Below are 24,810 nucleotides of genomic sequence, written 5' to 3'. Positions count from 1 at the left end.
CTTACTCTTCCTCATGGCTTGATTCAGGCTCACGATCCCACGATAAACGAGGGTCGAAGGTCATGGCCGCAAACATGGTCATAATCACAACCAGTGCAAACATTAAAGCCCCCATCGCGGGATAAATACTCATCAAACCGCCCATCCGCACCAGTGCAGAGAGAACGGCGATGACAAACACGTCAATCATTGACCAGCGTCCGACAAACTCGACCACTTCATAAATCAGGTGCATGCGTTCGCTGTCGCGTTTGCCATGACCTTTCGCATCCCAGCAGAGCCAGGCGATAGCGATCATTTTTAAGGTGGGCACCATAATACTGGCGATAAAGATGACCCCGGCAACCGGATAAGAACCTTCCCCCCACAGCAGAATGACCCCGGCCAGGATCGTCGAGGGCATTTTGTCACCGAGCAGGTCGGTGATCATGATTGGCAGAATATTGGCCGGCAGATACAGCATGATGGACGTGACCAGCAGCGCCATCGTCCACTGCAGGCTATTTTTGCGGCGTACGTGACCTTTCGTTTCACAGCGCGGACACACGTCGACATCGGCGGGCAGCACGGCGGTGCAGCACGGGCAGGAACGTAGCCCCTGACGAATACCGGGCACGCCGACCTTCACCCTCTGCGCAAGCGTCGGTGCCGGGGCGATATCATCCCACGCCCAGCGCCTGTCCACGCACTGGAATGCGCGCAGCTGCAGAACGCAGTACAGGCACCACGGAATAAAGCTGCTGCCGATGCCCACATCGCCGTAGGCCATCAGCTTCACGAAGCTGACCAGAATGCCCGCCAGAAAAATCTCGGCCATGCCCCAGCTTTTGAGCTGAAACAGGATCCGCGCGAGCCGGATTTTCAGTGATGTCGGCATCCTGACGCGGTTCACCAGCAGCAGGATGACGACCAGGCACAACGCCGGGACTATCTGGACAAACAGGAGAAAAAAGGTGCCGAGGCTGGCGTAATCTTCCGAGAACATCACGCCCGGGATCTCAAGCAGATCCACCTGGCTGGTGATCCCCCCCACCTTCATAGAGATGAAGGGGAAGAGATTGGAGAGCAGCAGCATGAACAGCGCCGCCAGCGCGTAGGCTGTGGGACGCTGCCTTGGCGCGTCCCACTCGGTTGTCAACGTCGTCCCGCAACGTGGACACAGGGCTTTATGACCGTGACCAAGCTCTGGCAACGCCACGAGCATATCGCATTGCGAGCATAAAATATGCCTGTCGGCATGGTGCTGGTCACACATATGTTATCCCTGTTTATGCGCCGTTTTTCAGAGACTCAAGGTACTCCCAGCGCTCAAATGCTTCTTCCAGGGCTTTTTCAGCCGCGGACAGTTCTGACAGTACTTTCTGAGTATAGTCATGCGATTGAGTAAAGAATGACGCATCAGCAACCTGTGTTTGCAGATCCTCAAGCGCGGCCTCCAGCTCTTCAAGACGCTGCGGTAGCCCCTCCAGTTCGCGCTGCAGGTTATAGCTTAGTTTAGCCGAGGTTTTCTTGACAGTTTCTGCTTTTGTTACAGCAGGTTCAGAACTTATTTTGGACTTTGACTGCTTCGTCGCCAGCGACTGTGCCTGTTGCCCTTTTGCATCGTGATAACCGCCGACATATTGACCAATTCGCCCTTCACCTTCGAAGATCCAGCACTCGGTCACGGTGTTATCCACGAACTGACGATCGTGGCTGACCAGCATCACGGTCCCCTGATAACCGTCAATCAGTTCTTCGAGCAATTCCAGCGTTTCGACATCCAGGTCGTTCGTTGGTTCATCGAGGATCAGCAGGTTGCTTGGCTTGAGGAACAGGCGCGCCAGCAGCAGGCGGTTTCGCTCACCCCCCGACAGCGCACGCACCGGCGTCATGGCGCGTTTTGGATGGAACAGGAAGTCCTGCAGGTAGCCCAGCACGTGGCGCGGCTTGCCGTTCACCATCACCTCCTGCTTGCCTTCGGCGAGGTTATCCATCACCGTCCGGTCAGGATCCAGCTCCGCGCGGTGCTGGTCGAAGTAGGCCACTTCCAGCTTGGTCCCGCAGTGAATGCGGCCGCTGTCGGCCTGCAGCTGGCCCAGCATCAGCTTCAGCAGCGTGGTTTTCCCGCAGCCGTTCGGGCCAATCAGCGCGATTTTGTCGCCGCGCTGAACCTGCGCGGAGAAATCGTTCACCAGCACTTTACCGTCGACCTGATAGTTAACGTTCTCCATTTCGAAGACAATCTTGCCGGAGCGGGACGCCTCTTCCACCTGCATTTTGGCGCTGCCCATCACTTCACGGCGTTCGCTGCGCTCGCGGCGCATCGCCTTCAGGGCACGCACGCGGCCTTCGTTACGGGTACGGCGGGCTTTAATGCCCTGGCGGATCCAGACCTCTTCCTGCGCCAGCTTGCGGTCGAACTCGGCATTTTGCAGCTCTTCCACGCGCAGGTTTTCTTCTTTTTCCAGCAGATAGGTATCGTAATCACCGGGATAGGTCACCAGCTTGCCGCGGTCGAGGTCGACAATGCGGGTCGCCATATTGCGGATAAACGAACGGTCGTGCGAGATAAAGATGATGGTGCCGCTGAAGGTTTTCAGGAACCCTTCCAGCCAGTCGATCGCTTCAATATCCAGGTGGTTAGTCGGTTCGTCCAGCAGCAGCACCTTCGGCCCGCTGACCAGCGCGCGGCCCAGGGCCGCTTTACGCAGCCAGCCGCCGGAGAGCGCCGACAGCTCCATATCTGGTTCCAGACCGAGCTGCGCCAGCACCTCATTAATGCGGTTTTCAAGCTGCCACAGGCCGTGGTGATCGAGCATCTCCTGCACTTTCGCCAGCTCGTTGAGGTTTTTGTCGCTCGGATCGGTCATCACCAGATGCGAAATCTCGTGATAGCGCTTCAGGTATTCGGCCTGCTCGGAGATCCCCTCCGCCACGAAATCGTATACGCTGCCGGTCACGTGACGCGGCGGATCCTGCTGGAGGCGGGAGACAATCAGATCCTGCTCGTAAACAATGCGCCCGTCATCCAGGCCCTGCTCGCGGTTGAGGATCTTCATCAGCGTGGATTTACCCGCGCCGTTACGGCCCACCAGACAGACGCGCTCGTTATCTTCGATGTGCAGCTCTGCATTATCGAGAAGCGGTGAGTCGCTGAAAGAGAGCCACGCGCCGTGCATACTAATTAAAGACATTTATTTTTCCTTTCAGACCGCGGTGATCAACCAGCAGTTATGGATTTGACGGTTACGGGCAAAGTCCTGAGACAGCGTTTTTTGGCTGATTTCTTGTGCTTTCAGTCCCAGGGCCGCTAAGCCGTCATGATCCATACGGAAGCCGCGTTTGTTGTTCGAGAACATAATGGTGCCGCCTTTGCGCAGGAGGCGCTTCAGGTCGGTCATCAGGCGCAGGTGATCGCGTTGAACGTCAAAGCTATCTTCCATACGCTTGGAGTTAGAGAAGGTCGGCGGATCGATAAAGATCAGGTCAAACTGCTCGTCGGTATCGCGCAGCCAGCCCAGCACGTCGGCCTGCATCAGGCGGTGCTGACGTCCGGTCAGACCGTTCAGACGCAGATTGCGCTCCGCCCACTCCAGATAGGTACGTGACATATCCACCGTAGTGGTGCTGCGCGCGCCGCCCAGACCGGCATGCACGCTGGCGCTGCCGGTATAGGAGAAGAGGTTCAGGAAGTCCTTGCCTTTGCTCATCTGGCCCAGCATGCGGCGGGCGATACGGTGGTCGAGGAACAGGCCGGTGTCCAGATAGTCGGTCAGGTTGACCCACAGGCGGGCGTTGTATTCACCCACTTCGATAAAGTCGCCCTTCTCGCCCATCTTCTGATACTGGTTTTTGCCTTTCTGACGCTCGCGGGTTTTCAACACCAGCCTGTTTGGCGCAATACCCAGCACGGCGATGGTGGCGGCAATGACGTCCAGCATGCGCTGGCGCGCTTTTTGCGCATCAATGGTTTTCGGCGGCGCATATTCCTGAATCACCACCCAGTCCGCGTAGCGGTCAACCGCCACGTTGTATTCCGGCAGGTCGGCATCGTACAGGCGATAGCATTCAATGCCCTCCTGCTTCGCCCACTTCTCAAATTTCTTCAGGTTCTTGCGCAGGCGGTTGGCGTAATCTTCCGCCACGCCGGACGGCTTGCTGTCGGCCGCCTTCTCCGCCAGATGATAGTTTTTCTGCACGCAGTCCAGCGGGCCGTTTTTCGCCTTAAACTGGCGATCGGCGCGCAGCTGCAGGCAGCTCAGCAGTTCCGGCGAGGCGCTGAACAGAGACAGGTTCCAGCCGCCGAAGTGGTCCTTCATGTTGCGGCCCAGCAGGCTGTGCAGGGCGATCAGCGCCGGTTCGCTGTCGAGACGCTCGCCGTATGGCGGGTTGCTGATGACGGTACCGTACGGGCCTTTCGGCAGCGGGTTGGTCAGGTTCGCCACGTCCTTCACCTCGAAGGTGACCAGCTCGCCGATACCGGCGCGGCGGGCGTTGCTGCGCGCGCGCTCAATGACGCGCGGATCGCTGTCTGAACCGTAGAAATGCGAGGCGTACTCCGCCAGGCCTTTACGCGCGCGGGTCTGCGCGTCGTCTTTGACCTCTTTCCAGAGGGCTTCATCGTGCTGCGCCCAGCCTTTAAAGCCCCAGTGCCCACGGTGCAGCCCTGGCGCACGATCGGTGGCCAGCATCGCGGCTTCAATCAGCAATGTACCGGAACCACACATCGGATCGAGCAGCGGCGTACCCGGCTGCCAGCCGGAACGCATGACGATCGCGGCGGCCAGCGTTTCTTTGATTGGCGCCATCCCGGTGCGATCGCGGTAGCCGCGCAGGTGCAGGCCCGCGCCGCTCAGATCGAGAGAGATGCTCGCCGTGTCGCCGTTCAGCCAGACGTTGATACGCAGATCCGGATTTTCGCGATCGACGTTCGGACGTTCCTTATTTTTGCGCGTGAAGCAGTCCACGATGGCGTCTTTTACGCGCAGGGCACCGTACTGGCTGTTGCGGATCTCGTCGTTCACGCCGTTGAAGTGCACCGCAAAGGTGGCGTTTGGCGTGAAGATCTCTGTCCAGTCGATCATCTGTACGCCGGTATAGAGGTCAAGATCGCTGTAGACCTTGCACTCCTTCATCGGCAGCATGATGCGCGACGCCAGGCGGCTCCACATCAGGCTCTGGTAAATAAGCCGCGTGTCGCCCTCAAAATGGACACCACCCTGAACCACCTGGCACTCTTGCGCGCCCAGGCTTTCCAGTTCAGTTTTTAACAGCTCTTCCAGCCCACGGGCCGTACTGGCAAACAGAGAATTCATATCGTCACTTTTACTCTTAGAAAATTGTCGCGCATTATAGCTAATATGGCGTGTATGTCATAAAGTTGAAGGCTTATTTTCATTTGTGGGAGTGTGCAGTGGCGACGTTATCCAGGCTTTTTATTCATCCGGTGAAATCCATGCGCGGCATCGGCGTCTCTCACGCGCTGGCCGACATGAGCGGATTCGCCTTCGATCGCATTTTTATGGTCACCGAGCCTGACGGCACGTTCATTACCGCGCGCCAGTTCCCGCAGATGGTTCGCTTTACCCCTTCCCCGCTTCACGACGGTTTGCATTTGACCGCGCCGGACGGTTCCAGCGCGGTGATTCGCTTTGCTGATTTTGCGCCCGTCGACGCGCCAACGGAAGTGTGGGGAAATCATTTTACCGCGCGCATCGCGCCGGATGAGGTTAACCGCTGGCTGAGCGGCTTCTTCTCTCGCGACGTGCAGCTGCGCTGGGTGGGGCCTGAACTGACGCGTCGCGTGAAGCGCCATGACGCCGTACCGCTTTCCTTTGCCGACGGCTTCCCGTTCCTGCTGACCAACGAAGCCTCGCTGCGTGATTTACAAGGCCGCTGCAAAGCCAGCGTTCAGATGGAACAGTTCCGTCCTAACCTGGTGGTAACGGGTGCCGATGCGTGGGAAGAAGACACCTGGAAAGTGATTCGCATCGGCAGCGTCATTTTTGACGTGGTGAAGCCGTGCAGCCGCTGCATTTTCACGACGGTAAGCCCGGAGAAAGGCCAGAAGCACCCTTCCGGCGAACCGCTGAAGACGCTGCAGTCATTCCGCACCGCGCAGGACAACGGCGACGTCGATTTCGGCCAGAACCTGATCCCACGCTCCAGCGGCGCCATCCGCGTCGGTGATGAGGTTGAGATCCTCGCCCGCGGGCCTGCAAGAGTGTACGGTTCGGGCCAGGAGGAGGAGTTTGTCGACGTTGAGACGAACGTCGCCTCTGCGGTGGATATCCACTGGCAGGGCAACGTGATTCGTGGCAACAATCAGCAGGTGCTGCTGGAACAGCTGGAGCAGGCCGGTATTCGCGTACCCTATTCCTGTCGTGCGGGAATTTGCGGATGCTGCCGCATTAAGCTGGTAGAGGGGGAAGTGACTGCTCTGAAGAAATCGGCGGTGGGGGATGACGGAACCATTTTGTGCTGCAGCTGCGTACCGAAAACGTCCGTCCAGCTGGAAGCTTAAACCGCCTGCTCGAGGCTGAAGGAATCGACGCGCAGCTGTGGCTTCAGCCTGTCGTTCATCACTTTAATGGCGTCGCCAAGCTGCATCGTCCGCCCGGCAATCGTTACGCCGGGCTGCGCCAGCAGGCAAAGCGCGGCATTTTCACCCGGCTCTACCACTAACAGGCTCACCTCTTCGGCGGTATCGCTCAAATTGACGCTGGCCGCATCGCCCGTTGCCGGAGTCCAGCTCATACCATGCGCAAGAAAATGCCAGCTTTTTGGCATTTGAGGCTTCAGGAAACGAATCGCCACCAGCGCATTTAATACCAGCTCGGCACGCTGCTCTTTTGACAGCACTAGATCGCGGCATTTTTCTTCAAAGGAGAAATAAAGTGCAGCGTCGTCAACGCAAAAGCCCGACGGGGAAAACGCGTCCGGAGTTAACATGCGGCGGGCAAAACGAGAACGAAACAACATGCCATTGGCCAAATCGAGCATCATACGATCGTGCTCGTCGCAAAAATACCAGCGCCAGTTATCGTCAGGTTTAATTCGCATGTCTCTCTCCCGTCCCCGAAACGTCCTGTACTAAAAATGTCCTGTTTGCCGCCTCGTTTATAACACCATTAATAAAAGACTATAATGTTTAAATAAGCAACAGTGACGGAATATAAAACAACCAAGGCTGGAAATAAAGCCCCGGTTGTCTGATTAGGAGAAAAGATTAGATATGCGTAACGATTTCTTTAATCAGCGGCGGTCCTTTAAAAATAAAGCCGGAATAGATTTGCACCAGTGACGCACCCGCCGCCATCTTCTCGCGCGCAGCAATGACGGAGTCGATACCGCCGACGCCAATAATCGGCAGGCGTCCTTTTAATTCCGCAGACAGAGCGCGAATAATTTCAGTGCTTTTTAATTGCACCGGACGTCCGCTTAACCCACCCGCTTCGTCACAGTTTTTCATTCCCTGCACGAGAGAACGATCGAGCGTCGTATTGGTCGCAATCACGCCATCAATATTATGACGGACTAAACTGTCGGCAACCTGGATCAATTCTTCGGTAGAAAGATCCGGGGCGATCTTAACCGCGACCGGAACATATTTATGGTGGATCGCCTGGAGTTCATTTTGCTTATTTTTAATGGCGCTCAGAAGATCGTCCAGCGCTTCGCCATATTGTAAGGAACGCAGACCCGGGGTATTGGGTGAAGAAATATTCACCGCGATATAACCGGCATAGGCGTAAACTTTTTCCATACAAATCAGGTAGTCATCTTTACCCTGCTCTACCCGCGTGTCTTTATTTTTGCCGATATTGATGCCTAATATTCCGTCAAAATGGGCTTTTTTTACGTTCTCAACGAGGTGATCAACACCGAGGTTATTAAAGCCCATGCGGTTGATCAGCCCTTCGGCTTCAACCAGGCGGAACAGGCGCGGCTTGTCATTTCCCGGCTGCGGGCGCGGGGTGACGGTACCGATTTCAATGGAGCCAAAGCCCATCGCGCCCAGGGCATCGATGCACTCGCCGTTTTTGTCCAGACCCGCCGCCAGACCCAGCGGATTTTTAAAGGTCAGACCCATACACTGCACCGGTTTTACCGGCACATGCTGACGCACCAGCGCGGCCAGTGGCGTTCCGGTAATGCGACGTAACTGCTGGAATGTCAATTCATGAGCGCGCTCAGGGTCGAGCTGGAAAAGGGCTTTACGAACGAAGGGGTAGTACATGAACTCTCCTGGATTCCCGGTGTGCAAACCGGGAGGGGATTATGGGCGATCCGCGCGCGGAAGGGAATTGACCTGCGGCAAAAAATCAGCGTAAAGCGCAATCGTTTTCCTGCCCGTTTAATTCTTATGCACTTTTTCGCATTTTAATTGCAGATAAATCATTTAGTGGAATAACCGCGCGGTGTCACACTCCTTCAAATTGTTATGAATGTTAGATAAAAGCAAACAATTGGTTATAAGGAGGAAGTATGCGCGTCATTACCCTGGCCGGAAGTCCACGATTCCCCTCTCGCTCCAGCGCCCTGCTGGAATATGCCCGCGAAAAACTCAATGCGCTTGATGTGGAAGTGTGCCACTGGAACCTGCATAACTTCGAACCTGAAGATCTGCTCTATGCCCGTTTCGACAGCCCGGCGCTGAAAACGCTCATCGAGCAGCTTAACGGCGCTGACGGCTTAATTGTGGCAACGCCCATTTATAAGGCCTCTTTTTCCGGGGCGCTGAAAACCCTGCTCGACCTGCTTCCGGAACGCGCCCTGGACGGTAAGGTGGTGCTGCCGCTGGCAACGGGCGGTACGGTCGCCCATTTGCTGGCCGTAGATTACGCCCTCAAGCCGGTGCTGAACGCGCTGAAGGCGCAGGAGATCCTCCACGGCGTTTTCGCCGATGATTCCCAGGTCATCGACTATCAGCACAAACCCCACTTTACGCCCAACCTGCAAACCCGCCTCGACAACGCTCTGGAAACCTTCTGGCATGCCCTGCACCGCCGGGATATCCAGGCCCCGGCGTTTGGTCAGCCTCAAGGAGTCGCCCATGTTTAAAACGTTAACCCGCATCGGACTGGCAGGACTGATGGCGCTCACCTCGCTGGCCCATGCCGCAGAAACGGCGCCGGAAAGTTTACGAATCGGCTATCAGAAGGGCAGCGTCAGCATGGTGCTGGCGAAAAGCCACCAGCTGCTGGAAAAACGCTTCCCGGACACCAAATTCTCCTGGGTGGAGTTCCCGGCAGGCCCGCAGATGCTGGAGGCCCTGAACGTCGGCAGTATCGATCTCGGCAGTACGGGGGATATTCCACCCATATTCGCCCAGGCGGCAGGGGCGGATCTCGTCTATGTAGGCGTAGAGCCGCCCAAGCCGAAGGCCGAAGTGATTCTGGTGCCTGAAAACAGCAGCATTAAAAGCGTCGCCGACCTTAAAGGTCATAAGGTCGCGTTCCAGAAAGGTTCCAGCTCACACAATCTGCTGCTGCGCGCCCTGCAGGAGGCCGGGCTTAAGTTCACCGACATTCAGCCCGTTTACCTGACGCCTGCCGACGCGCGCGCTGCGTTCCAGCAGAAGAACGTGGATGCCTGGGCCATCTGGGATCCGTACTACTCCGCCGCGTTGCTGCAGGGCGGCGTTCGCGTGCTGAAAGACGGCACCACGCTGAAGCAGACCGGCTCATTTTATCTGGCCGCGCGCCCTTATGCGGAAAAGAACGGCGCATTTATTCAGGGCGTGCTGGATACCTTTACCCAGGCCGACGCGCTGACCCAGACCCAGCGTCAGGAGAGCATTGCCCTGCTGGCGAAAACCATGGGCTTACCTGAGCCGGTGATCGCGAGCTATCTCAACCACCGTCCACCGACCACCATTACGCCCGTCGACGCGCACGTCGCCGCGCTTCAGCAGCAAACCGCTGACCTCTTCTATCAAAACCACCTGGTGCCAAAACAGGTCACTATTCGCGAACGCATCTGGCAGCCCGCAGGCAAAGAAGGAGCTAAATCATGAGTCTGAATCTTTTCTGGTTTTTACCTACCCACGGTGATGGGCACTATCTTGGCACCGAAGAGGGCTCGCGCCCGGTTGACCACGGCTACCTGCAGCAGATTGCGCAGGCGGCGGACCGCATCGGCTTCACCGGGGTGCTGATCCCGACCGGACGCTCATGTGAAGATGCCTGGCTGGTCGCCGCGTCGATGATCCCGGTCACCCAGCGTCTGAAGTTCCTGGTGGCGTTACGCCCGAGCGTTGTCTCTCCCACCGTGGCGGCGCGTCAGGCGGCTACGCTTGACAGACTGTCCAACGGCCGCGCCCTGTTTAACCTGGTGACGGGCAGCGATCCGCAGGAGCTGGCGGGCGATGGGGTGTTCCTCGACCATACCGAGCGCTATGAGGCCTCCGCCGAGTTCACCCGCGTCTGGCGACGCCTGCTCGAAGGGGAAACCGTCACCTTTGAAGGCAAGCATATTCACGTTCGCGACGCGAAGCTCTACTTCCCGCCGGTGCAGCAGCCGCGCCCGCCGCTCTATTTTGGCGGATCGTCGGACGTTGCCCTGGATCTGGCGGCCGAGCAGGTCGATCTCTATCTGACCTGGGGCGAACCGCCCGAGCTGGTGAAAGAAAAAATTGCCCAGGTACGCGCTAAGGCGGCCGCCCATGGCCGCAATGTTCGCTTCGGTATTCGCCTGCACGTGATTGTGCGCGAAACCAATGAAGAAGCGTGGCAGGCCGCCGACCGTCTGATTTCCCATCTGGATGATGAGACCATCGCGAAGGCGCAGGCCGCGTTTGCCAAAACCGACTCCGTCGGGCAGCACCGGATGGCGTCCCTGCACAACGGCAAGCGCGAGAACCTGGAGATTAGCCCGAACCTGTGGGCGGGCGTTGGCCTGGTGCGCGGCGGTGCGGGCACGGCGCTGGTCGGCGACGGTCCGACCGTGGCCGCGCGCATCAATGAATACGCCGAGCTGGGCATCGACAGCTTTATTCTCTCCGGCTATCCGCACCTGGAAGAGGCCTACAAGGTGGGCGAGCTGCTGTTCCCGCACCTGGACGTCGCCATTCCGGAAATTCCGCAGCCGCAGCGGCTGCAGCTTCAGGGCGAAGCCGTGGCGAACGAGTTTATTCCACGCAAAGCCGCGCAGAGCTAAGGAGTGACCATGTCTGCCACCTCACAAAAATGGCTGCTGCGCGCCGCGCCGTGGTTTTTACCCGTCGGCATTGTGGCTCTCTGGCAGCTCGCGTCGTCTACCGGCTGGCTGTCGAGCCGCATTCTGCCCTCACCTGAGGGCGTTGTAGAAGCGTTCTGGTCGCTGAGCGTGAGCGGCGAGCTGTGGCAGCATCTGGCGATCAGCTCCTGGCGCGCGGTAATCGGGTTTTCCATCGGCGGCAGCATCGGCCTGGTTCTGGGCCTGTTCAGCGGCCTGTCCCGCTGGGGCGAGCGGCTGCTGGATACGTCGATACAGATGCTGCGCAACGTGCCGCATCTGGCGCTGATCCCGCTGGTGATTTTGTGGTTTGGAATCGATGAGAGCGCCAAGATCTTCCTCGTGGCGCTGGGCACATTGTTCCCGATTTACATCAACACCTGGCACGGCATCCGCAATATCGATCGCGGGCTGGTGGAGATGGCGCGCAGCTACGGCTTGTCGGGTTTTTCCCTCTTTGTTCACGTGATTCTGCCGGGCGCCCTGCCCTCCATCATGGTTGGGGTGCGTTTCGCGCTCGGCCTGATGTGGCTGACGCTGATTGTGGCGGAGACCATCTCGGCCAACTCCGGCATTGGCTACCTGGCGATGAACGCCCGCGAATTCCTGCAAACGGACGTGGTGGTGGTTGCCATCATTCTGTATGCCCTGCTCGGCAAACTCGCCGACGTCAGCGCCCAGTGGCTGGAACGCAGCTGGCTGCGCTGGAACCCGGCCTATACCCTTCAGGAGGTGAAAGCATGAATACGGCACGACTGAACCAGGGAACGCCGTTGCTGCTGAACGGCGTGACCAAACGCTACGGCGAAAACACCATTCTTAACGGGCTGGATCTGCATATTCCCGCCGGCCAGTTTGTGGCCGTTGTCGGGCGCAGCGGCGGCGGCAAGAGTACCCTGCTACGCCTGCTGGCCGGACTGGAAGCCCCCAACGGCGGCGACATCCTGGCAGGGACAACGCCGCTTGCGAATATTCAGGACGATACCCGCATGATGTTTCAGGACGCGCGCCTGCTGCCGTGGAAAACGGTTATCGACAATGTTGGGCTCGGTCTTAAGGGCAGCTGGCGGGACGAAGCCCGTCAGGCGCTGGCGGCCGTTGGGCTGGAAAATCGAGCGGGTGAATGGCCTGCTGCCCTCTCGGGCGGGCAGAAGCAGCGCGTGGCGCTGGCGCGAGCGTTGATTCACCGTCCTGGCCTGCTGCTGCTTGATGAGCCCCTTGGCGCGCTCGACGCCCTGACGCGGATCGAAATGCAGGATTTGATTGTATCCCTGTGGCAGGCGCACGGCTTTACGGTGCTGCTGGTGACGCATGACGTGAGCGAAGCCGTCGCGATGGCGGATCGGGTGCTGTTGATAGAGGATGGGAAAATTGGTCTGGATCTGACGGTGGATCTTCCTCGACCTCGTCGCGTGGGCTCTGCACGACTGGCGGAGCTGGAGGCGGAAGTGTTGGATCGGGTAATGAGGCGTGGGGGTACGGAGTTAGCGCGAGCTAAGGCTAATGCCTGATGCCCTCATCCCGGCCCTCTCCCACGGGGAGAGGGAGAAAACCCTATGTAGGCCCGGTAAGCGCAGCGCCACCGGGCTTTTTTACATCAGGCCAGTGCCTTAGCAATCTTCTCGTACAGATCGCCAGACAGGTTTTCCAGCCCTTTCAGCTGCTCAAGCGCGGCACGCATCTTCGCCTGACGCTTCGCATCGTAGCGTTTCAGACGGATCAGCGGCTCAATCAGGCGCGACGCCACCTGCGGGTTACGGCTGTTCAGCTCGGTCAGCATTTCCACCATGAACTGATAACCGCTGCCGTCTTCGGCGTGGAACGCCGCCGGGTTGCTGCTGGCAAACGCGCCAATCAGGGAACGCACGCGGTTCGGGTTACTCATGGTGAACGAACGATGCTTCAGCAGGCTGCGCACCTTGCTGAGCGCATCGGCCGCCGGGCTGGTCGCCTGCAGGATGAACCACTTGTCCATCACCAGGCCATCCTGATGCCACTTGTCGTCGTACTCCTGCATTAGCGCATCGCGGCACGGCAGTTCGGCAGCAACGCTTGCGCCCAGCGCCGCCAGCGCGTCGGTCATGTTATCCGCGTCGTGATATTGCTTGCTCACCAGGTTATTCGCCAGCTCGGTTTCACCGAACGCCAGATAGCGCAGGCAGTTGTTGCGCAGAGAACGTTTACCAATGTCCGCGTGCTCAACGCGATAGGCGTCAAGCTTGTTGGCGTTATAGATGGCGAGGAACTCGTCCGCCAGTTCAGCAGCCAGCGTGCGGGTCAGCGCTTCACGCACCGCCGCGATCGCAATCGGATCGATAATTTCGAACAACTCGGCGATTTCAGTCGCTGACGGCAGGGTCAGAATTTCAGCGGCCAGCGCCGGGTCAATCTTCTCATCCAGCAGGATCGCGCGGAACGCGTCAGCTACGTGAACGGGCAGCGACAGCGGCTGGCCCTGCTGATGACGGTTTACGTTAAGCTTGATGTAGGTCGCCAGCAGGCTCTGCGCCGCATCCCAGCGGGAGAAGTCGTTACGCGCGTGGCGCATCAGTAACGTCAGTTGCTGATCGCTCCACTTGTACTCCAGCTTCACCGGCGCGGAGAATTCACACAGCAGCGCAGGCACCGGCTGGAAGTAGACGTTATCGAAGATAAAGGTCTGCTCGGCCTGGGTCACGTTCAGCACGTGGTGTACCGGGTGGCCGCCCTTCTGCAGCGGGATGACGTTGCCTTCGTTATCGTACAGCTCAATGCTGAACGGAATATGCAGCGGGTATTTCTCTTCCTGCTCTGCCGTCGGCGGCGTGCGCTGGCTGATGGTCAGCGTGTACTGCTCGGTTTCCGGATTGTAGTCGTCTTTGACGGTGACAACCGGCGTACCGGCCTGGCTGTACCAGCGGCGGAAGTGGGAGAGATCCACGTTAGAGGCATCTTCCATCGCCTGGACAAAATCGTCGCAGGTGGCCGCGCTGCCGTCGTGACGCTCGAAGTAGAGCTGCATCCCTTTCTGGAAGTTCTCTTCACCCAGCAGGGTGTGGATCATGCGGATAATTTCAGCGCCCTTCTCATACACCGTCAGGGTGTAAAAGTTGTTCATCTCGATGACTTTATCCGGACGGATCGGGTGCGCCATCGGGCTGGCATCTTCCGCAAACTGCAGGCCGCGCATGGTGCGCACGTTATTGATGCGGTTCACCGCGCGTGAACCCAGATCGGAGCTGAACTCCTGATCGCGGAAGACGGTCAGGCCCTCTTTCAGGCTCAGCTGGAACCAGTCGCGGCAGGTGACGCGGTTACCGGTCCAGTTGTGGAAATACTCGTGGCCGATGACGCGTTCAATATCGAGATAGTCTTTGTCCGTTGCGGTATCGGTGCGCGCCAGCACGTATTTGGAGTTAAAGACGTTCAGGCCTTTATTCTCCATGGCGCCCATGTTGAAGAAATCGACGGCGACGATCATATAGATGTCGAGATCGTATTCGAGGCCGAAGCGCTCTTCGTCCCACTTCATGGAGTTGATCAGCGAAGTCATCGCCCACGGCGCGCGGTCGAGGTTGCCGCGATCGACAAACAGCTCCAGCGCCACGTCGCGGCCTGAGCGGGTTTTGAAGGTGTCGCGCAGCACGTCGAAGTCCCCTGCCACCAGCGCGAACAGGTAGCACGGTTTCGGGAACGGATCCTGCCACTGCACCCAGTGACGGCCATTCTCCAGCTCGCCTTCGCCTACGCGGTTACCGTTGGAGAGCAGGAAGGGATACAGGGTTTTATCGGCGATGATTTTGGTGGTGAAGCGCGCCAGGACGTCCGGGCGGTCAAGATACCAGGTAATATGGCGGAACCCTTCCGCTTCACACTGGGTACACAGCGCCACGCCGGACTGGTAAAGCCCTTCCAGCGCGGTGTTGGCGGCCGGGCTGATTTCATTGACGATGCGCAGCGTAAACTGCTCCGGCAGGTTGTCGATGACCAGCTGGTTATTTTCTTCTTTATAGTCCGACCAGGCTTCATCATTAATATGCAGGGAGACCAGCGTCAGGTCTTCACCGTCCAGACGCAGCGGCACCGCAGTTGCGCCGTGGCGCGTCACCTGGCTCACCGCCGTCACAACGGTTTTAGTGGCATCCAGGTCAAAAGTCAGATCGATTTCGCTAATCAGGTAATCCGGCGCACGGTAGTCGTGGCGGTATTTGGCTTGTGGCTGTTGTGTCATAGAAAACCTTATGCATCGTTTGTCGAGTAACGTTTCAATATATTCCTGTTGCACAAATCGCGCTATGCAGAATGTTCATCTTTTCAGGGGCAAAACCCTTTTTTGCTACATTTGTATAACACGGGGCACAAAATGCCCTCGACCCAAAAACGCGCTTATGTTGTGATCGGGGTTCAATAAATCACTAAACAAGGTATACTCCGGAGTTGTTTATTGTACTAAACGCTCCTGTGAGAGGATGCTACTGCGCACCTATGACTCAATTCGCTTCTCCAGTTCTGCATACGTTGCTGGATACCGACGCGTATAAACTGCATATGCAGCAAGCCGTTTTCCACCACTACTATGACGTGCATGTCGCGGCGGAATTCCGCTGTCGTGGCGACGACCTGCTCGGTATCTACGCAGACACCATTCGTGAACAGGTCGATGCTATGCAGCATCTAACGCTGCAGGACGAGGAATATCAGTGGCTTTCTGGCCTGCCTTTCTTCAAAGCCGACTACCTGAACTGGCTGCGCGACTTCCGCTATAAGCCGGAGCAGGTCACCGTGGTTAACGATAACGGCAAGCTGGATATTCGCCTTGAAGGTCCGTGGCGGGAAGTGATCATGTGGGAAGTGCCGCTTCTGGCGGTCATCAGCGAACTGGCTCACCGCTACCGTTCACCGGAAACGGGCGTCGCGCAGGCGGTTGCCGCGCTGGAAAATAAACTCGCTGACTTCTCCACGCTGACCGCAGGGCTGGACATGTCCCGCTTCCGCCTGATGGACTTTGGCACCCGTCGCCGCTTCTCGCGCGACGTTCAGGAGGCCATCGTTAAACGACTGCAGCAGGAGCCGTGGTTCGTGGGCACCAGTAACTACGATCTGGCCCGCCGCCTCGGCCTGACGCCAATGGGCACCCAGGCGCACGAGTGGTTCCAGGCGCATCAGCAGATCAGCCCCGATCTGGCCAACAGCCAGCGCGCGGCGCTGGCCGCATGGCTTAATGAGTACCCGAACCAACTCGGGATCGCCCTTACGGACTGTATTACGATGGATGCCTTCCTGCGCGACTTTGGTCCTGAGTTCGCGGAACGTTACCAGGGGTTACGCCACGACTCCGGGGATCCGGTTGAGTGGGGCGAGAAGGCGATTGCCCATTACGAGAAGCTCGGCATCGACCCGATGAGCAAGGTGCTGGTCTTCTCGGACAATCTCGACCTGGCGAAAGCGGTCGACCTCTATCGCCATTTCAACAGCCGGGTGAACCTGAGCTTCGGGATTGGTACCCGTTTGACCTGCGATATTCCACAGGTGAAACCACTGAACATCGTGATAAAGCTGGTGGAATGTAACGGCAAGCCGGTAGCAAAACTCTCCGACAGCCCGGGCAAAACCATCTGCCATGACAAAGCGTTTGTCCGCGCGCTGCGCAAAGCGTTCGATCTCCCGCAGATTAAAAAAGCCAGTTAAGCGCTTACGGGAGCCTTGATGGCTCCCCTCTTCTTATTAATTTCTCAATTCTTCTCTTTTGACTGCGAAATTTACTTGTCTGATGGCGGATGGCAGGTAACATAGATATCCCCCATAAGGGTGGACAAGTGTTTATTTTTTCCGACTATTAACAGAGAGAATATTATGAGCGTTGTGCCTGTAGCCGACGTACTCCAGGGCCGTGTCGCCGTTGACCAACAAGTCACCGTGCGCGGATGGGTGCGTACCCGCCGAGATTCTAAAGCTGGCATCTCCTTCCTCGCCGTCTATGACGGTTCCTGCTTTGATCCTGTACAGGCCGTCATTAATAATTCTCTGCCCAATTACAATGATGACGTTCTGCACCTGACGACGGGCTGTTCCGTTATTGTCACCGGCGTGGTCGTGGCATCCCCGGGCCAGGGCCAGAGTTTCGAAATTCAGGCCACAGCCGTTGAAGTCACCGGCTGGGTTGAAGATCCGGACACCTACCCGATGGCGGCAAAACGTCACAGCATCGAATATCTGCGTGAAGTTGCCCACCTGCGTCCGCGTACCAACCTGATTGGTGCGGTGGCGCGCGTGCGTCACACGCTGGCGCAGGCGCTGCATCGTTTCTTCGATGAGCAGGGTTACTTCTGGGTGTCTACTCCGCTTATCACCGCGTCCGATACGGAAGGTGCGGGTGAGATGTTCCGCGTTTCCACGCTGGACATGGAAAACCTGCCGCGCACGCCGGAAGGTAAAGTGGACTACGACAAAGACTTCTTTGGTAAAGAAGCCTTCCTGACCGTATCCGGCCAGCTCAACGGCGAAACGTACGCCTGCGCGCTGTCTAAGATCTACACCTTTGGCCCAACCTTCCGCGCCGAAAACTCCAACACCAGCCGTCATCTGGCGGAATTCTGGATGCTGGAACCTGAAGTGGCGTTTGCCGACCTCGACGACGTTGCGGGTCTGGCGGAAGCGATGCTGAAGTATGTCTTCAAAGCGGTGCTGGAAGAGCGTCCTGACGACATGAAATTCTTCGCCGAGCGTGTCGATAACGAAGCGATTGCACGTCTGGAGCGCTTTGTGTCCTCTGACTTTGCCCAGGTGGACTATACCGATGCGGTAGCTATCCTCGAGAAATGCGGTGAGAAGTTTGAGAACCCGGTTTACTGGGGCGTGGATCTCTCTTCCGAGCATGAGCGTTACCTGGCTGAGAAGCACTTCAAAGCGCCGGTTGTCGTGAAAAACTACCCGAAAGACATTAAGGCCTTCTATATGCGCCTTAACGAAGACGGTAAAACCGTGGCAGCGATGGACGTCCTGGCGCCGGGCATCGGTGAAATCATCGGGGGTTCTCAGCGTGAAGAGCGTCTTGACGTGCTGGACGCACGTATGGAAGAGATGGGGCTCAACCCTGCCGACTACAGCTGGTACCGCGATCTGCGTCGTTACGGTACCGTGCCGCACGCCGGTTTTGGTCTGGGCTTCGAGCGTTTGATCGCCTACGTGACCGGTGTCCAGAACGTACGCGACGTGATTCCTTTCCCACGTACGCCACGTAACGCCAGCTTCTAATCGTTAAAACACCAAAATGGCCAGCACATGCTGGCCATTATTTTATTCTGTATTGTCAGTTTTCGTCAGCGTAAAGTCAGCGTCTTTAAACCATCACCCCGTCACAACCACTACCTGTTACGTTTTGTTTCCGCGAAATATCCAGAGACAAAAAATAAACCCTATTCTTATTGCGATTATTACATCCTCAAGCGATAGCACAAATTTCAACCACTTTTACAGCCATCCAGAAGTCTTTTCGGGGTCATAAGAAAAACAGAGTCGTTTACTGTCTGTTTATACGAATCGCCTTTATCTCAATTAATCATAAGCAATTCATATATATAGAATAGATCCTGGCGTTTAATTCGCCAGGTCGTTCTGAAGTTTGAGGTGCTTCACAAAGTTCCCAAAAATACACATTTAGTTACACATATTTTCTTTATGTTACTTAATCTTGAGAATTGTAGCACTTTCAGGCTAGCGAAACGCTTCGCCGAATGGAAAGATGCCTGTCAGATACATAAAGACACCAAACTCTCATCAATAGTTCCGGAAATATTTATTGACAGAATTTATTGACGGCAGTGGCGAGTGTCATAAAAAAACCAATGAGGGTAATAAATAATGATGAAGCGCAATATTCTGGCAGTGGTAATCCCTGCCCTGCTGGTAGCCGGTGCAGCGAACGCTGCAGAAATCTATAACAAGAACGGCAACAAACTGGACTTCTACGGGAAAGTTAACGCCGAGCACGATTTCGTGACCTCCGGTGATAACACCAACAATAACGACGCGACCTACGCGCAGATCGGTTTCAAAGGCGAAACCCAGATCAACGACCAGCTGACCGGTTATGGCCAGTGGGAATACCGTTTCGCGGCTAACCAGGCCGAAGGCGGCGCACAGACTAACAAAAACCGTCTGGCATTTGCTGGCCTGAAAGCGGGCGAGGCTGGCAGCATCGACTACGGTCGTAACTACGGTATCGTTTACGACGTAGAATCTTACACCGATATGGCGCCATCCTTCTCCGGTATGACCTGGGGCGGCAACTACGTTGATAACTTTATGACCAGCCGCAGCACCGGCCTGCTGACCTACCGTAACAGCAACTTCTTCGGTCTGGTGGACGGCCTGAGCATGGGCGTTCAGTACCAGGGCAAAAACGACCGCTCTGACGTTAAAACCTCTAACGGTGACGGCGTAGGCTACTCCCTGGGCTACGATTTCGGCGAAGGCTTCGGTGCAATCGCATCTTACAGCAACGCAAACCGTACTCTGAATCAGAAAGCTGATGGTCAGGGTGATAAAGCTGAAGCATGGGGTGTTGGTCTGAAATACGACGCTAACAACCTGTACCTGGCAACCACCTATGCTGAAACGCGTAACACCACCCGTACCGGTTCTAGCGGTGATGCTGGTTTTGCTAACAAAACGCAGAACTTCGAAGTGGTTGCTCAGTACCAGTTCGACTTCGGCCTGCGTCCAGCGATCTCCTACGTGCAGACCAAAGGTAAAGACCTGGCTGCCGTCGGCGGCTTCAGCGGTGGCGATGCAGATCTGGCTAAATTCATCCAGGTTGGTACCACTTACTACTTCAACAAGAACTTCAACGTGTGGGCTGACTACTACATCAACCTGCTGGACAAAGACACCGACTACGCGAAAGCCGTTGGCGGTCTGAACGGCAACGACGATATGGCTGCTGTGGGCGTAACCTACCAGTTCTAATCAGTAGACCACGTTGTTATATGCTTAATGAACAGGGCTTCGGCCCTGTTTTTTTATGCGCGACAGAAAATAATGGCGACTTTTGAAAAGCCGCACGCTTTTCGTCGCAAACGGTTGGCATTTTGTAAATCTACCGTTAACCTGATAGCGGATTTCACTTCTGTAATCACAATGGAACTTCGTCATGTTTGAGAACATTACCGCCGCTCCTGCCGACCCGATCCTGGGCCTGGCCGATCTGTTTCGTGCCGACGACCGCCCTGGCAAAATCAACCTGGGTATTGGTGTATATAAAGATGAAACCGGCAAAACTCCGGTACTGACCAGCGTTAAGAAAGCTGAGCAGTATCTGCTGGAAAACGAAACCACCAAAAACTACCTCGGTATTGATGGTATTCCTGAATTTGGTCGCTGCACCCAGGAGCTGCTGTTCGGTAAAGGCAGCGCAATTGTGAATGACAAACGTGCGCGTACAGCACAGACCCCAGGCGGTACCGGTGCGCTGCGCGTGGCGGCGGATTTCCTGGCGAAAAACACCTCTGTTAAGCGTGTCTGGGTAAGCAACCCAAGCTGGCCGAACCACAAGAGCGTGTTCAACTCTGCGGGTCTGGACGTGCGTGAATATGCCTACTACGACGCGGCAAACCACTCCCTCGACTTTGACGGCCTGCTGGCGAGCCTGAGCGAAGCGCAGGCAGGTGACGTGGTGCTGTTCCACGGCTGCTGCCACAACCCAACCGGTATCGATCCTACGCTTGAGCAGTGGGAACACCTGGCGAAGCTGTCCGTAGAAAAAGGCTGGCTGCCGCTGTTCGACTTCGCCTACCAGGGCTTCGCCCGCGGTCTGGAAGAAGATGCCGAAGGCCTGCGCGCGTTCGCAGCCGTGCATCAGGAACTGATCGTTGCCAGCTCCTATTCCAAGAACTTCGGTCTGTACAACGAGCGTGTAGGTGCCTGTACGCTGGTTGCCGCTAGCGAAGAGACCGTCGATCGCGCGTTCAGCCAGATGAAATCGGTTATCCGCGCGAACTACTCTAACCCACCGGCACACGGTGCGTCTGTTGTTGCTACTATCCTGAGCAACGATGCGCTGCGCGCGATCTGGGAACAAGAGCTGAACGATATGCGTCAGCGTATTCAGCGCATGCGCCTGCTGTTTGTGAACACCCTGGCTGAGAAAGGGGCGAACCGCGACTTCAGCTTTATCATCAAACAGAACGGTATGTTCTCTTTCAGCGGCCTGACCAAAGAGCAGGTACTGCGTCTGCGCGAAGAGTTTGGCGTGTACGCCGTGGCGTCTGGTCGCGTGAACGTGGCAGGCATGACGCCTGACAATATGGCGCCACTGTGCGAAGCGATTGTCGCCGTACTGTAATTTGCGCTCATAAAAAAGCCTGCATTATGCAGGCTTTTTTTATTCTGGTTACCAGACAGGCATTTCATCCTGAAGGAACGGATTATGGAGCCGTTCATAGCCCAGCGTCGACATCGGACCGTGACCAGGAATAAACGTCACGTCATCACCCAGCGGCAATAACTTCTGTTTAATCGACTGAATCAGCTGCCCGTGATCGCCGCGCGGGAAATCGCTGCGTCCTACGCCACCTTTGAAGATCACATCGCCGGAAATCAGCAGACGGGACTGGTCATCAAAGAAGACGATATGGCCTGGCGTATGCCCAGGACAATGCAACACCTGTAAAGTCACATTCCCTACGTTAACGCGCTCTCCCTCGTTCAGCCAGCGATCGGGCGTCAGGGGCTGACACTCATCGAGGCCAAACATGCGGCTTTGGGCGGGTAACCCCTGCAGCCAGAACTCATCTTCTTTTTCCGGGCCGATAATTGGCACACCGTAATGTTTAGCCAGCTCAGCCGCCGCACCCACATGGTCAAGATGACCATGCGTCAGTAAAATCTGCATCAGCGTCACGCCGCTGTCGGCGACTTCCTGCTTGATTTTCTCAGCGTCACCGCCGGGATCGACAAGCGCGGCCAGTTTAGTCTGTTCGCACCAGATGAGTGAACAATTCTGGGAGAACGCGGTAACCGGAATAATACGATAGTTCATACTGCTCCTGTGTTTCGTTATTACCAGTGCCGAACCGGACCGGTATCAATATGCACAAAGTTGCTGCTGGGGTAATATCCTACACCACCTGCGCGCATAGATAACGCGGCTTTGCGAATATTGGCTAACGAAACGCCTTCAATATGGAAATCCATTGCCTGCCCCTTCGTGTGATAGCTTTTTTTCGCTACCCCGCGGCTGTGGGCGCGCAGTTCATTATTGGTATCAATCGAGCGATAGCCAGAAATGAGCTGCACCGGCTTGCTGGTACCCAGCAGGCCCTGAAGGCGGAAAAGCTGATCAAACAGTCCTGGGTCGATGGCTTTTATTTTATTCGCGCGGAAATCACGGAAAAAATGGTTAAGTCTTGCTAATTCATCCTGAATATAGCCTCTGCCATCGAAAAACTCCGCTTTTAGCGACTCACCGGTATGCAGGTTGTTGAGCGTTAAAACGCGCGGACGAGGTGTCGAGAGGGTGGCAAATGCTGGCGTCGGCAAGATGGCCGCTGCGCCAAGCGCAACACCACCTAACGCCAGCAGTTTGCGGCGATTAGCGTCAAATTTGTCCATGATAATCAGGTCTACAGGTAAAAGAAATCGTAATATGCTTAGCGCACGAAGGGCACCTTAACTGGCAAAACCGGGTACGTCAAGGCGCCCAACCCCAGTGAATACGCGGCTTGCAGCGATATAGCCTCTTATTCACCCTAACTTACGACAATCATTTTTCCCGAACTGCTTCATTTACCTGATTAATTGTTCCGCTTTTGGCAAAATTTGTGCGCCGGATCGCGCGGTGAGATCATAATTGTAAATATCTGTACGATACTGGGTACGCCCGTCTTCACCCACAAACGCCGTCAGATAGTAAAGATTGACCGGAATATTGTGGCGAATATTAACGTAACGCGTATCCCCCTGCTTCAGGGCATCCGAGATGCGCGTATCGTTCCAGCCCGCATCCTGCAACAGCATATTGGCCAGCTCCGAGGCTTTGTTCACGCGCACGCAGCCAGAGCTCAGCGCGCGCGTATCTTTCTGGAACAGGTTGTGGTTCGGCGTATCGTGCAGATAGATAGCATCTGAACTCGGCATATTGAATTTGTAGCGCCCTAAAGAGTTATGCGCCCCGGGAGCCTGCTGAAAGCGGAACGGCAGATTCGACGCCGTTATCGTTGACCAGTCGACCATATAAGGATCGATGGCCTCTTTGCTGTTCCAGCCGCGCATCACCGTATAGCCATGACGCTCCAGGTATCCCGGATCGTTCCAGACCTTCGGCAGAATATCTTTTCGCGCCAGCGTCGGCGGCACGTTCCACGGCGGATTAACCACCACGTTATTCAGCGCGCTGCTCATCATCGGCGTTTTACGATCCGGACGCCCGACAATCACCCGCGACGCCAGCTTTTCGCTACCGTCCTGATAATAGACCAGCGAGTATGCCGGAATGTTGACCATAATCCCGGTCGAGAGCGTTCCCGGCAGCAGGCGCAGACGCTGGATATTGAGCGCCAGCACCCCTGCCCGCTGCGCAGGGGATACGTTCAGCCAGTCACGCGTCGTCTGTCCAATAACGCCATCGGCTCCCAGCCCCTGAGCGGCCTGGAATTGTTTAACAGCCGCAACCAGCTCGCGATCGTATGCCGCGGGTTTATTGCCGACGGCAATCGCTTTTTTCTCTTTCACGGGAGCTGACGGACTCACCACCGCGTTTTGCGGATCGTCGCCGGGTAAGGCGATATGTGGCCCACCATCAAGAAGACCGGAGCGCGTCAGGATCTCGCGCAGGGCTGGCACGTCGCTGCTCCACTGTCCAGGACGCAGCGTCGCGGTGCCGCGCATTTGCGGCCACGGACGCGAGTCGCCCACCAGCGCGAGGAGCGACTGGTGCAGGGTGGCATAGTGTGGATGCGCCGGTGCGAGGCTGGCAATAAAGCGCGGCAAATCGCCATTGTCCAGGGCTAACTGCCACTGGTTAATTACCGACAGCGCGGGGGTCGCCAGCTTGTAGGGTTTATCGCTGTAAAGCCAGCGGTTGCCATTGACCGGAATGCCCGCCACGAACTGCAGATAGCCCATCATGGCATCGGAAAGCACCACGTCCCGCGCCTGCCCGGTAACGGCAGGATCGGTTAACAGCTCGACCCACTTTGTAAACTGCGGCTGAAACCCTGCAATCGCGACCTCCGCCAGCTGCTGCTGGAAGGCGCGCACGGCATCGCGGTTTTCCCACATCGGTTTCATATCGCGGGCAGCATAAAGGAGCGTGAGCTGATTGAGATAGACAGGCGCGTAGCCTGACGGCAGCCCCGACTGCAGCTGCTGGCTGAGCGATTCAGCGTCGATGCCTTCAGGCAGCGGCTTAATACCGGCCATAATAGCCGTCGCCGGAGACTGCTCCAGCGGCTGTGACAACGACGTTGGCTGCGCGCCTGTCGTTGCCGAACTGTCAGTCGGCACAATTTCAGGCTCGTCGGCCTGGGCGGTTAACAGTGGAGCAAACATCACTGCCAGGCATAAACTCAGCGCAGACAGCTGACGACCACATTCTTTCTTAAGCAACATCCCTTGCCCCCTGTTTTCACGACA

The 24,810-nt window shown here is 56.7% G+C and carries 19 protein-coding genes; 10 read left to right on the top strand and 9 right to left on the bottom strand.

Annotated features, from left to right (window positions below; translation table 11 throughout):
* Position 1: 1 nt before the first annotated feature.
* From pqiA to rlmKL, 3 genes are read right to left on the bottom strand one after another with little or no spacing between them, the layout of a single operon-like run.
* Positions 2-1,255 carry a membrane integrity-associated transporter subunit PqiA gene (gene pqiA, locus FY206_RS08975; protein ID WP_032639319.1) on the bottom strand — a complete coding sequence of 418 codons (1,254 nt, stop codon included), beginning with the start codon at positions 1,253-1,255 and terminating at the stop codon, positions 2-4.
* Positions 1,256-1,268: 13 nt separating this feature from the next.
* The gene (locus FY206_RS08970; protein WP_032639317.1) at positions 1,269-3,176 is read right to left on the bottom strand and encodes an ABC transporter ATP-binding protein; all 1,908 of its coding nucleotides are present in this window, start codon (positions 3,174-3,176) and stop codon (positions 1,269-1,271) included.
* Between the two features lie 12 nt (positions 3,177-3,188).
* Complete coding sequence (gene rlmKL / locus FY206_RS08965; protein ID WP_032639315.1) at positions 3,189-5,297, bottom strand: bifunctional 23S rRNA (guanine(2069)-N(7))-methyltransferase RlmK/23S rRNA (guanine(2445)-N(2))-methyltransferase RlmL; 2,109 nt, start codon at positions 5,295-5,297, stop codon at positions 3,189-3,191.
* Between the two features lie 98 nt (positions 5,298-5,395).
* On the opposite strand from rlmKL, the gene FY206_RS08960 reads away from it, so the two are divergent.
* Positions 5,396-6,505: a YcbX family protein gene (locus FY206_RS08960; RefSeq protein WP_032639313.1), complete on the top strand. Its 1,110-nt coding sequence runs from the start codon at positions 5,396-5,398 to the stop codon at positions 6,503-6,505.
* Here FY206_RS08960 and zapC read toward each other — a convergent pair.
* Both zapC and pyrD read right to left on the bottom strand, forming a co-directional pair.
* On the bottom strand, positions 6,502-7,044 hold the full coding sequence (zapC, locus tag FY206_RS08955; protein WP_023311020.1) for a cell division protein ZapC: 543 nt from the start codon (positions 7,042-7,044) through the stop codon (positions 6,502-6,504). The genes FY206_RS08960 and zapC overlap by 4 nt on opposite strands.
* Positions 7,045-7,210: 166 nt before the next feature.
* Positions 7,211-8,221, bottom strand: coding sequence for a quinone-dependent dihydroorotate dehydrogenase (gene pyrD, locus FY206_RS08950; RefSeq protein WP_077064057.1), 1,011 nt, complete (start codon positions 8,219-8,221; stop codon positions 7,211-7,213).
* 248 nt (positions 8,222-8,469) lie between these two features.
* On the opposite strand from pyrD, the gene ssuE reads away from it, so the two are divergent.
* Genes ssuE through ssuB form a run of 5 tightly spaced genes read left to right on the top strand, consistent with a single transcriptional unit; the run spans position 8,470 to position 12,710 of the window.
* Positions 8,470-9,045: an NADPH-dependent FMN reductase gene (ssuE, locus tag FY206_RS08940; protein ID WP_008499940.1), complete on the top strand. Its 576-nt coding sequence runs from the start codon at positions 8,470-8,472 to the stop codon at positions 9,043-9,045.
* Positions 9,038-10,000, top strand: coding sequence for a sulfonate ABC transporter substrate-binding protein (locus FY206_RS08935; RefSeq protein ID WP_032639309.1), 963 nt, complete (start codon positions 9,038-9,040; stop codon positions 9,998-10,000). The genes ssuE and FY206_RS08935 overlap by 8 nt, the downstream gene beginning before the upstream one ends.
* Positions 9,997-11,142: an FMNH2-dependent alkanesulfonate monooxygenase gene (gene ssuD / locus FY206_RS08930; RefSeq protein ID WP_077064058.1), complete on the top strand. Its 1,146-nt coding sequence runs from the start codon at positions 9,997-9,999 to the stop codon at positions 11,140-11,142. The genes FY206_RS08935 and ssuD overlap by 4 nt, the downstream gene beginning before the upstream one ends.
* Before the next feature lie 9 nt (positions 11,143-11,151).
* A complete protein-coding gene (gene ssuC, locus FY206_RS08925) occupies positions 11,152-11,943 on the top strand; it encodes an aliphatic sulfonate ABC transporter permease SsuC (protein ID WP_032639305.1) in 792 nt (263 codons plus the stop codon).
* On the top strand, positions 11,940-12,710 hold the full coding sequence (gene ssuB / locus FY206_RS08920) for an aliphatic sulfonates ABC transporter ATP-binding protein (RefSeq protein WP_032639303.1): 771 nt from the start codon (positions 11,940-11,942) through the stop codon (positions 12,708-12,710). Before ssuC ends, ssuB begins: the two co-directional genes overlap by 4 nt.
* A gap of 86 nt (positions 12,711-12,796) precedes the next feature.
* Here the strand turns inward: ssuB and pepN are convergent, their stop codons facing one another.
* A complete protein-coding gene (pepN, locus tag FY206_RS08915) occupies positions 12,797-15,409 on the bottom strand; it encodes an aminopeptidase N (protein WP_032639301.1) in 2,613 nt (870 codons plus the stop codon).
* A 254-nt stretch (positions 15,410-15,663) separates the two neighbouring features.
* On the opposite strand from pepN, the gene pncB reads away from it, so the two are divergent.
* The 4 genes from pncB to aspC all read left to right on the top strand — a co-directional run bounded on the left by pncB (position 15,664) and on the right by aspC (position 21,520).
* Positions 15,664-16,866: a nicotinate phosphoribosyltransferase gene (gene pncB, locus FY206_RS08910; RefSeq protein ID WP_032639299.1), complete on the top strand. Its 1,203-nt coding sequence runs from the start codon at positions 15,664-15,666 to the stop codon at positions 16,864-16,866.
* A gap of 165 nt (positions 16,867-17,031) precedes the next feature.
* Positions 17,032-18,432, top strand: a complete 1,401-nt coding sequence (asnS, locus tag FY206_RS08905) for an asparagine--tRNA ligase (protein ID WP_032639297.1) — start codon at positions 17,032-17,034, stop codon at positions 18,430-18,432.
* Between the two features lie 606 nt (positions 18,433-19,038).
* Positions 19,039-20,145 (top strand): porin, encoded by a 1,107-nt coding sequence (locus FY206_RS08900; protein ID WP_032639295.1) that lies wholly within the window; start codon positions 19,039-19,041, stop codon positions 20,143-20,145.
* Between the two features lie 184 nt (positions 20,146-20,329).
* Complete coding sequence (gene aspC / locus FY206_RS08895; RefSeq protein WP_032639293.1) at positions 20,330-21,520, top strand: aspartate transaminase; 1,191 nt, start codon at positions 20,330-20,332, stop codon at positions 21,518-21,520.
* A gap of 48 nt (positions 21,521-21,568) precedes the next feature.
* On the opposite strand, the gene FY206_RS08890 is transcribed toward aspC, so the two are convergent.
* The 3 genes from FY206_RS08890 to ldtD form a co-directional block, all read right to left on the bottom strand.
* On the bottom strand, positions 21,569-22,216 hold the full coding sequence (locus FY206_RS08890) for an MBL fold metallo-hydrolase (protein WP_032639291.1): 648 nt from the start codon (positions 22,214-22,216) through the stop codon (positions 21,569-21,571).
* 20 nt (positions 22,217-22,236) lie between these two features.
* Positions 22,237-22,788, bottom strand: a complete 552-nt coding sequence (gene mepK / locus FY206_RS08885) for a peptidoglycan L,D-endopeptidase MepK (protein ID WP_032639289.1) — start codon at positions 22,786-22,788, stop codon at positions 22,237-22,239.
* A 174-nt stretch (positions 22,789-22,962) separates the two neighbouring features.
* The gene (gene ldtD, locus FY206_RS08880; RefSeq protein WP_032639287.1) at positions 22,963-24,786 is read right to left on the bottom strand and encodes a L,D-transpeptidase; all 1,824 of its coding nucleotides are present in this window, start codon (positions 24,784-24,786) and stop codon (positions 22,963-22,965) included.
* Positions 24,787-24,810 lie beyond the last annotated feature (24 nt).

The sequence above is a fragment of the Enterobacter chengduensis genome (assembly GCF_001984825.2).
Taxonomy (GTDB): Bacteria; Pseudomonadota; Gammaproteobacteria; order Enterobacterales; family Enterobacteriaceae; genus Enterobacter; species Enterobacter chengduensis.
The sequence above is the reverse complement of the archived record's forward strand: the minus strand, read 5'-3'. Positions and strand labels throughout refer to the sequence as shown.

Coding starts and splice junctions, on each gene's coding strand:
- ssuD (WP_077064058.1), top strand. CDS start 9,997: ATGAGTCTGAATCTTTTCTGGTTTTTACCTACCCACGGTGATGGGCAC.
- rlmKL (WP_032639315.1), bottom strand. CDS start 5,297: ATGAATTCTCTGTTTGCCAGTACGGCCCGTGGGCTGGAAGAGCTGTTA.
- FY206_RS08900 (WP_032639295.1), top strand. CDS start 19,039: ATGATGAAGCGCAATATTCTGGCAGTGGTAATCCCTGCCCTGCTGGTA.
- zapC (WP_023311020.1), bottom strand. CDS start 7,044: ATGCGAATTAAACCTGACGATAACTGGCGCTGGTATTTTTGCGACGAG.
- FY206_RS08970 (WP_032639317.1), bottom strand. CDS start 3,176: ATGTCTTTAATTAGTATGCACGGCGCGTGGCTCTCTTTCAGCGACTCA.
- pyrD (WP_077064057.1), bottom strand. CDS start 8,221: ATGTACTACCCCTTCGTTCGTAAAGCCCTTTTCCAGCTCGACCCTGAG.
- pncB (WP_032639299.1), top strand. CDS start 15,664: ATGACTCAATTCGCTTCTCCAGTTCTGCATACGTTGCTGGATACCGAC.
- pqiA (WP_032639319.1), bottom strand. CDS start 1,255: ATGTGTGACCAGCACCATGCCGACAGGCATATTTTATGCTCGCAATGC.
- ldtD (WP_032639287.1), bottom strand. CDS start 24,786: ATGTTGCTTAAGAAAGAATGTGGTCGTCAGCTGTCTGCGCTGAGTTTA.
- mepK (WP_032639289.1), bottom strand. CDS start 22,788: ATGGACAAATTTGACGCTAATCGCCGCAAACTGCTGGCGTTAGGTGGT.
- ssuE (WP_008499940.1), top strand. CDS start 8,470: ATGCGCGTCATTACCCTGGCCGGAAGTCCACGATTCCCCTCTCGCTCC.
- ssuB (WP_032639303.1), top strand. CDS start 11,940: ATGAATACGGCACGACTGAACCAGGGAACGCCGTTGCTGCTGAACGGC.
- FY206_RS08935 (WP_032639309.1), top strand. CDS start 9,038: ATGTTTAAAACGTTAACCCGCATCGGACTGGCAGGACTGATGGCGCTC.
- FY206_RS08890 (WP_032639291.1), bottom strand. CDS start 22,216: ATGAACTATCGTATTATTCCGGTTACCGCGTTCTCCCAGAATTGTTCA.
- ssuC (WP_032639305.1), top strand. CDS start 11,152: ATGTCTGCCACCTCACAAAAATGGCTGCTGCGCGCCGCGCCGTGGTTT.
- aspC (WP_032639293.1), top strand. CDS start 20,330: ATGTTTGAGAACATTACCGCCGCTCCTGCCGACCCGATCCTGGGCCTG.
- asnS (WP_032639297.1), top strand. CDS start 17,032: ATGAGCGTTGTGCCTGTAGCCGACGTACTCCAGGGCCGTGTCGCCGTT.
- pepN (WP_032639301.1), bottom strand. CDS start 15,409: ATGACACAACAGCCACAAGCCAAATACCGCCACGACTACCGTGCGCCG.